We start from the raw sequence: 7,190 nt of genomic DNA on the forward strand, positions 1-7,190 counted from the left end.
GCCTGGCGCATGACAGCCGGGCCAAGGCACAAGCCAGCCACGGCCCGGCTGTCATGCGCAAGGCCGGTGCCGCGCATTTTGCCGGAGCGAGCGTCCATGTCTCGCTGGCCGGCGAGATCGGCCTGCGGATCGTGCGTGGCGACTATCCGCCCGGCACCATCCTGCCCAACGAGTCCAGATGGGCCGAGATCTTCAATGTCAGCCGTTCGGCGGTGCGCGAAGCCATCAAGATGCTGATGGCGAAAAGCCTGTTGGCTTCACGCCCCAAGATCGGCAGCTGGGTCGAGCCGAAGGAGCGCTGGAACCTGCTCGACCGCGACGTGCTGGCCTGGTACGCGACGGCGCCCGACCGCGAGGCGTTCCTGCGAACCGTGCAGGAGTTTCGTCATATCATCGAGCCGGAAGCATCGGCCTTTGCAGCCATACGGCGCAGTGACGAGCAAATGGCGGAAATCAGCCAGGCCTGCCGCGAGATGGGCGAAGCCTTGAGCCTGCAGGAGCGTATCCGCGCCGATACGCGCTTTCATCTGGCCATCCTGCGCGCCTCCGGCAACGACCTTCTGGTGCCGCTCGGCGTGCTGATCGAGTCGGCGCTCGACCATCTCTTCGCATTCACGACACAGCAGGTCGCCGATCAGCGCCAGGCGCAGAAGCTGCATGAGGCGATCGAAAAGAACATCCGCCTGCAGCGCCCGGCCGCCGCGCGCAACGCCGTGCACAAGCTGCTTGCGGATACCGATGAAGGGATCGGGCGCTGGAGGCGGTGATCGACGCCTGCGTTGGGCAATCGGTTAAATGGTCTGCTTCTTGCCATCCTTCATCGGCATCAGGTCGACGCCGTTCACCTTCCCGATATGCGTTGCCAGCATCGGTACGAATTGCTCGGCCGGGCCGGTTGCGTGGGCACCGGCAAAGGCGTTCTTGGTGGCGTTGCCGAGCGGGTTGGCAATGCCGGCCGCACCCGCCATCGATTCCAGATAGGTCAGGTCCTTGAAGGCGTTGGCGATGGTGAATTTGTGCGCGTCGCGGTCACCTTCCAGCGTCCAGCGCATGAAGGTCTGGTAGAAGCCGCAATCCATGCGGCCATTGCGGATGACGCTGTCGAAGCGCGGCGGCGAGATGCCGACCTTCTCAGCCAGTGCCAGTGCCTCGGAATAGATCGCGGCGTAGCCGAGCGAGATGAAATTGTTGAGCAGCTTCATGCGATGGCCATCGCCGGTGTCGCCGATATGGACGATGCGGCCGGCCCAGGTTTCGATTACCGGTTTCACCCTGGCAAAGAGGGTGTCCGGCGCGCCGACCATGGCGTCGAGTGTGCCTTCCCAGGCTTCCTTCGGCGTGCGGCTGAGCGGTGCGTCGACAAAATCGATGCCGAGCGCCTTGAGTTCAGCGGCAAGCGCAATGGTCGAGACGGGGTCGGAGGTCGAGCAGTCGACGACGACGGAACCTTTCTTCAAACCCTCCTTGAGGCCGCCCGGGCCGCGAATGATGGCTTCGACCTCGCGCGAACCGGTGACGCAGATGAAGACGATTGTCGATGCCGCCGCCACATCGCGCGAGGTCGATGCTTCGGTGGCGCCGCGGCCAAGCAGGTCTTCCGCCGGCTTGCGGTTCTTGCGGCCGAGAAAGGTCAGGCTGTAGCCCTTGTCGACGATGTTCTTGGCGATCCCGTGGCCCATCAGGCCAAGCCCGATGAAGCCGATCTTTTCGCTCGCGGCAGTCGTGTTCATGTCTTCAAGTCCTGTTGCAATGATTGATGTCAGGCGCTGCCGTTTTGCAGGCGAGGGTGGTTGCGGATGGCGATATTGTCTGACAATACACATAAATTCCTGAGGATGTGGAGAGCAAAATGACGAAGCGGATCATGTTCACCGGCGGCAGCGGCAAGGCCGGACGCCATGTCGTCCAGTATCTGGTCGAGCAAGGCTGCCAGGTGCTCAACATCGACACCAGGCCGCTCGACAACCCCAAGGTGCGCACGCTGATCACCGACATCACCGACAGCGGGCAGGTGTTCAACGCACTGTCGAGCTATATGGGCCTGCATGAATTCGACCCCTCGCTGCGTCCGCAGCCGGTCGATGCGGTGGTGCATTTCGCTGCCATCCCGCGCATCATGATCACCACCGACAACGAGGTGTTCCGCATCAATGCGCTCGGCACCTACAATGTCATCGAGGCGGCGGTTAAGCTCGGTATTCGAAAGGTAATCATCGCCTCCAGCGAGACCACCTATGGACTGGTCTTCGCCAACGAGCCGCGCGATCCAAAATATTTCCCGCTCGACGAGGAGTATGACGTCGATCCGATGGACAGCTATGCCTTGTCCAAGGTCGTCAACGAGAAGACGGCGCGGGCCTTCGCGCAGCGCAACGGCACCGACATTTATTCCCTGCGCATCGGCAACGTCATCGAGCCGCACGAATATTCGCTGTTTCCGAAATGGTTCGCCGATCCGGGTTTCCGCAAGCGCATCGCCTGGAGCTATGTCGACGCGCGCGACCTTGGCCAGATCACGCTGCGCGCCATAGAGAAGGACGGGCTCGGCTATCAGGTGTTCAACGCGGCCAATGACGACACCTCGTCCGACCTGCCGACAGCCGAACTCTTGAAGCGGTTCTACCCCGGCGTGCCGGTCAAGGCCGAACTCGGCGAATACGAGACGCTGCTCTCCAACCGCAAGGCGCGTGACGTGCTGGGCTTCCGCCCGGAGCATAGCTGGCGCAAATACGTCAAGCAGGCCTAGGCATGTCGACACTCAGGTGATGCCGGCCTGCGAATGACGGCTTTCTGCGCTTCCGCCTTCGCCGGCCGAAGCACTTATGAGTGGTCGTGGCAGTCAAGGCTACGGTCGGCATAGGCCGGTGCTCACGTACCCAAAAGTACGATGCGCTCCGGTTCTCGAAATCCGTCATTCTCGGCTCGGCCTGACCTGAATATCGACATGCCAATCAAGCGGCGGATCGGGGCTGATCTGTGCACAGCGGGCAGCTTTGCGATGCAAGCCGCTTGCCGCGCTTGACAGCCTGCTTAATACAGACTTTCTGGACCCCATGCGGGACGCGAAGCCGAACAAGGAAAAATCGTTGGGGAAAGCGGCCTCCGGGGACCGTCCGGGCGGCGTTCGCCGGGCGGACGCCGCGCGTATTCCCGGCTCCAGCGTCCACGCCTCGCTGGCCAGTGAAATCGGCCTCAGGATCGTGCGCGGCGATTATCCGCCTGGCACCATCCTGCCCAATGAAGCGAAATGGTCGGAGACGTTCAGCGTCAGCCGCTCGGCGGTGCGCGAAGCGATCAAGATGCTGATGGCCAAGAGCCTTTTGGCCTCACGTCCCAAGATCGGCAGCTGGGTCGAGCCGAAGGAACGCTGGAACCTGCTCGATCGCGATGTGCTGGCCTGGTACGCGACGTCGCCGGACCGCGAAGTGTTCCTCAAAACGGTGCAGGAATTCCGCCATATCATCGAGCCGGAAGCGACCGCGTTCGCCGCGATGCGAAGAACCGACGAGCAGATGGCCGAGATCAGCCTGGCCTGCCGTGAGATGGGCGCGGCGACGAGCCTGCAGGAGCGGACCCGCGCCGACACGCGCTTCCATCTCGCCATCCTGCGGGCTTCGGGCAACGACCTGCTGGTGCCGCTCGGCGTGCTGATCGAATCCGCCTTCGATCATCTCTTTGCCTATACGACACGGGAGATCGACGATCTCAACCACGCGCAGAAGCTGCACGAGGCGATCGAGAAGAACATCCGCCTGCAGCGCCCCGACGCGGCGCGCAATGCTGTGCGCAAACTGCTCGCCAACACAGACGGCGTCATCCGCGCCCGGTAGGGCTGGACCGGCCGCTAATCATCCTTGTCACGTCCGAAGGCGCTGCGCAGCTCGCCCTTGGCGTCCTCAAGCACTTTTTTGCGCGCGGCAGGCAAGTTCTTGCCGGCGCGGTTGATGTAAAAATTCAGCATCGACATGGCGGATTGGAAAGGCCCGGCCTTGCGCCTGTGGCTGTGTTCGGCGGATCGTTTCAGCGAGGCGGCGATCTTCCTGGCGTCGTCAGATTCGAAGACGTGATCCTCAAGATCCATTGCGTTGCTGTGCTCGGTCACCTCGGCCGACCATTTTTTCCTGGTGGCGGTCATCGCAGGACTCCTTTGCGGGGTGGGTTGCCGGGAAACTCCGCACATCGGCATCGGTTCCGCCCTGGCTCTGGAGTCACGGATTTGCCCGCTGTGGCGCTGCTGCGGCCTGAGAATGCGCCGATAGTGGCGCAAACGGCAGCCGATCTCCGAGACCGCCGACAGGAAACGCCTTGACCCGAACCGACAGCCTCCAGCCCGGCCCCGGCATCGACAGCTCCTATGCCTGGATGCGGCTTGCCATCTCGATGCTGCTGGCGACGATCGGCGCCGTGGGCATGTGGGCTGTCGTCGTCGTGCTGCCCGCCGTGCAGGCCGAGTTCGGCGTCGACCGCGCCGCGGCGTCCATGCCTTACACGGCGACCATGGTCGGTTTCGCCGCCGGCAACGTGCTGGTCGGCCGCGCCATCGACCGGATGGGTTACTGGATCCCGGCGCTGATCTCTTCGATTGCGCTTTCCGCGGGCCTGCTGCTCGCGGCGCTGTCGACCTCGATCCTGCAATTCACGCTTGCCCAGGGGGTGCTGATCGGTATCGGCACGTCGGTGATCTTCGGGCCGCTGATCGCCGATATCTCGCACTGGTTCAACCGCCGTCGCGGTGTTGCGGTCACGGCGGCGGCGGCCGGCAATTACCTTGCCGGGGCGTTGTGGCCGACCATCATGCCGACGCTGATGAAGGCGGAGGGCTGGCGCTTCACCTATGCGGCAATCGGCATCTTCTGCCTGGTGACAATGGTGCCGCTGGTGCTGATGCTGCGGCGCGGTGCCCCGGCGGCGGCCGTCGCGGGTTCGCCCGGAAGCCGGTCGGTGCAGCCGATCTCGCTGTCGCCGGCGGCCTTGCAGGTGCTGCTGGTCGTCGCCGGGCTCGGCTGCTGCGTGGCGATGTCGATGCCGCAAGTGCATATCGTCGCCTATTGCATGGACCTTGGCTACGGCGTCGCACATGGCGCCGACATGCTGTCGATCATGATGGCGGGCGGCGTCGTCAGCCGGCTGGCGTCCGGCTTCCTCGCCGACCGTATCGGCGCCGTGTGGACATTGATGATCGGCTCGGTCCTGCAGTGCCTGTCGCTGCTGTTCTACATCCCGTTCGACGGGCTTGCCTCGCTCTATGTGGTGTCACTGGTGTTCGGCTTGTCGCAGGGCGGCATCGTGCCTTGCTACGCGATCATCGTGCGCGATTATATGCCGGCCAGAGAGGCCGGCCAGCGTATCGGCATCGTCATGATGGCGACCATCTTCGGCATGGCGATCGGCGGCTGGATGTCGGGCTGGATCTACGATTTGACCGGCTCTTATGCGGCTGCGTTCCTGAACGGCATTGCCTGGAATATTTTGAATATACTGGCGATCGTTCTGTTATTGTGGCGGTCGCGGCGATCATTGACGGTTGCAGCTTAAGCCTTATTCCGGGCGCACAAAATGCATCTCGATCTTCACGGTAAGCCCATTCTTCTAACAATAGCGGTGTGGGCCTGCGCCGCGGGATGCCTCGCAGGCGCCGCCGCAATTTTCTATTCGATTATCCTGGTGCTCGGCAGAACCGGAGCGCTTGTAGACACTACTGAGGAAAGATCACTTGGTTGGAGCGAGCGAGCCGGCCGCAGGAATAGCCGTTTCAACAGATTTCTTGTTGCTGACGAATTCCGATCGCTTCGCAAGCTCCTGTTTGGAGCATGGGCCGGATTTTTAGTCTCGTTTGGTCTTCTTTCTCTGCTGATTTTTCTCTTTGGGGAGCGGACATTGACCTAGCGTCGAGAAGGAAGCGCGCGGATAAATATCCCACTTTGACAACATATGACGGCTGCGGGCGCGATGGCTTCCGATCTGTATCTTGCGAGGACTCGATTTTGACCAAGCCGCGCACGCGCCGGGGCGGCGGCCGCCCGACCATCGCGGATGTCGCGCGCAAGGCCGGCGTCGGCGCCATCACCGTGTCGCGCGCCCTGCGCGAGCCGGAGCGTGTGTCCGAAGAGCTGCGCCGCCAGATCCAGGCCGCCGTCGACGAACTGGGCTACGTGCCGGACCCGAATGCCCGGGCGCTGGCCTCGGCGCGCGCCGAGGTGTTCGGCGTGCTGGTGCCGTCGCTTACCAACAACGTCTTCGCCGAGGTGGTGCGCGGCATCTATGACAGCCTGTCGGCCAGCCCGTTCCGCATCCAGCTTGGCAACACCCACTATTCCGGCCTCGAGGAAGAGCGGCTGCTGCAGCTGTTCGGTTCGCAACGGCCAGCGGCGCTGATCGTCGCCGGCATCGATCAGACGCCGGCTTCGCGAAAGCTGCTGGAAAGTGCCGGCTGCCCTGTGGTGCAGGTGATGGAAACCGGTCCCGATCCGGTCGACATGATGGTCGGCTTCTCGCATCTCGATGGCGGGAGGGCGGCGACCGAGCATCTGATCGAGGCCGGCTATCGCCGCATCGGCTTCATCGGCGCGCGCATGGATCCGCGTTCGCAGCGGCGCCTTGCCGGCTATCGCGCGGCGATGGAGGCCGCGGGCCTGTTCGACCCGCGCCTCGTCACCACCACGCCGGTGCTGTCCAGCGTGTCGCTCGGCCGCGAGATGTTCCGCGACGCGCTGGCCAAGGTGCCGACACTCGACGGGGTGTTCTGCAACAATGACGACATCGCGCTCGGCGTCTTGTTCGAATGCCATCGCGCCTCGATCGCGGTGCCGAAGACGATCGGCATCGTCGGTTTCAACGATCTCGACATGATGCAGGTGGCGTTTCCTTCGGTCACCAGCATCCGCACCCATCGTTATGAGATCGGCCGGCGTGCCGTCGCCATGGCGCTTGCTGCGATCGCCGGCAAAAGACCGGAGCAACGGATCGTAGACCTCGGTTTCGAGCTCAAGCGCCGCGAGAGCACGGCGCGTTGAAACGCACAGAAGCGACTGTGCGAATGCCGGTTTACACGCCAATTTGGTAGCGCTACCATCTCCTACAGGCAGGTGCATGAACGACAGGTCGCACCTGTTTATTATACATAAGCGACAACTAATACTTGTTTATTATGGATAATATGATAGTTTTCGCCCCGCTGGCGGCGGCAAGGG

Annotated in this window: 8 protein-coding genes; 6 read left to right on the forward strand and 2 right to left on the reverse strand. The window is 62.9% G+C overall.

Annotated features, from left to right (window positions below; genetic code table 11):
• Window positions 1-2: 2 nt before the first annotated feature.
• Window positions 3-767, forward strand: coding sequence for a FadR/GntR family transcriptional regulator (locus EN991_RS16635; RefSeq protein ID WP_127369157.1), 765 nt, complete (start codon window positions 3-5; stop codon window positions 765-767).
• A 24-nt stretch (window positions 768-791) separates the two neighbouring features.
• On the opposite strand, the gene EN991_RS16640 is transcribed toward EN991_RS16635, so the two are convergent.
• Window positions 792-1,730, reverse strand: a complete 939-nt coding sequence (locus tag EN991_RS16640; RefSeq protein WP_063168519.1) for an NAD(P)-dependent oxidoreductase — start codon at window positions 1,728-1,730, stop codon at window positions 792-794.
• A gap of 119 nt (window positions 1,731-1,849) precedes the next feature.
• On the opposite strand from EN991_RS16640, the gene EN991_RS16645 reads away from it, so the two are divergent.
• Together EN991_RS16645 and EN991_RS16650 are read left to right on the forward strand one after the other, a co-directional pair.
• A complete protein-coding gene (locus tag EN991_RS16645; protein WP_127369158.1) occupies window positions 1,850-2,746 on the forward strand; it encodes an NAD(P)-dependent oxidoreductase in 897 nt (298 codons plus the stop codon).
• Window positions 2,747-3,053: 307 nt separating this feature from the next.
• Window positions 3,054-3,830 carry a FadR/GntR family transcriptional regulator gene (locus EN991_RS16650; RefSeq protein WP_024501538.1) on the forward strand — a complete coding sequence of 259 codons (777 nt, stop codon included), beginning with the start codon at window positions 3,054-3,056 and terminating at the stop codon, window positions 3,828-3,830.
• A gap of 14 nt (window positions 3,831-3,844) precedes the next feature.
• On the opposite strand, the gene EN991_RS16655 is transcribed toward EN991_RS16650, so the two are convergent.
• Complete coding sequence (locus EN991_RS16655) at window positions 3,845-4,135, reverse strand: DUF3175 domain-containing protein (RefSeq protein WP_164753871.1); 291 nt, start codon at window positions 4,133-4,135, stop codon at window positions 3,845-3,847.
• A gap of 170 nt (window positions 4,136-4,305) precedes the next feature.
• Between EN991_RS16655 and EN991_RS16660 the strand changes: the two genes are divergently transcribed.
• From EN991_RS16660 to EN991_RS16670, 3 genes are all read left to right on the forward strand, one after another.
• Entirely contained in the window at window positions 4,306-5,535 is a 1,230-nt protein-coding gene (locus tag EN991_RS16660) for an MFS transporter (protein ID WP_013530861.1), read from the forward strand.
• Between the two features lie 21 nt (window positions 5,536-5,556).
• The gene (locus EN991_RS16665) at window positions 5,557-5,886 is read left to right on the forward strand and encodes a hypothetical protein (protein ID WP_063168517.1); all 330 of its coding nucleotides are present in this window, start codon (window positions 5,557-5,559) and stop codon (window positions 5,884-5,886) included.
• A gap of 98 nt (window positions 5,887-5,984) precedes the next feature.
• Entirely contained in the window at window positions 5,985-7,013 is a 1,029-nt protein-coding gene (locus EN991_RS16670; RefSeq protein WP_024501536.1) for a LacI family DNA-binding transcriptional regulator, read from the forward strand.
• The last annotated feature ends 177 nt before the right edge of the window (window positions 7,014-7,190 follow it).

The organism is Mesorhizobium sp. M7A.F.Ca.US.005.03.2.1 (assembly GCF_003997795.1).
GTDB lineage: Bacteria > Pseudomonadota > Alphaproteobacteria > Rhizobiales > Rhizobiaceae > Mesorhizobium > Mesorhizobium ciceri.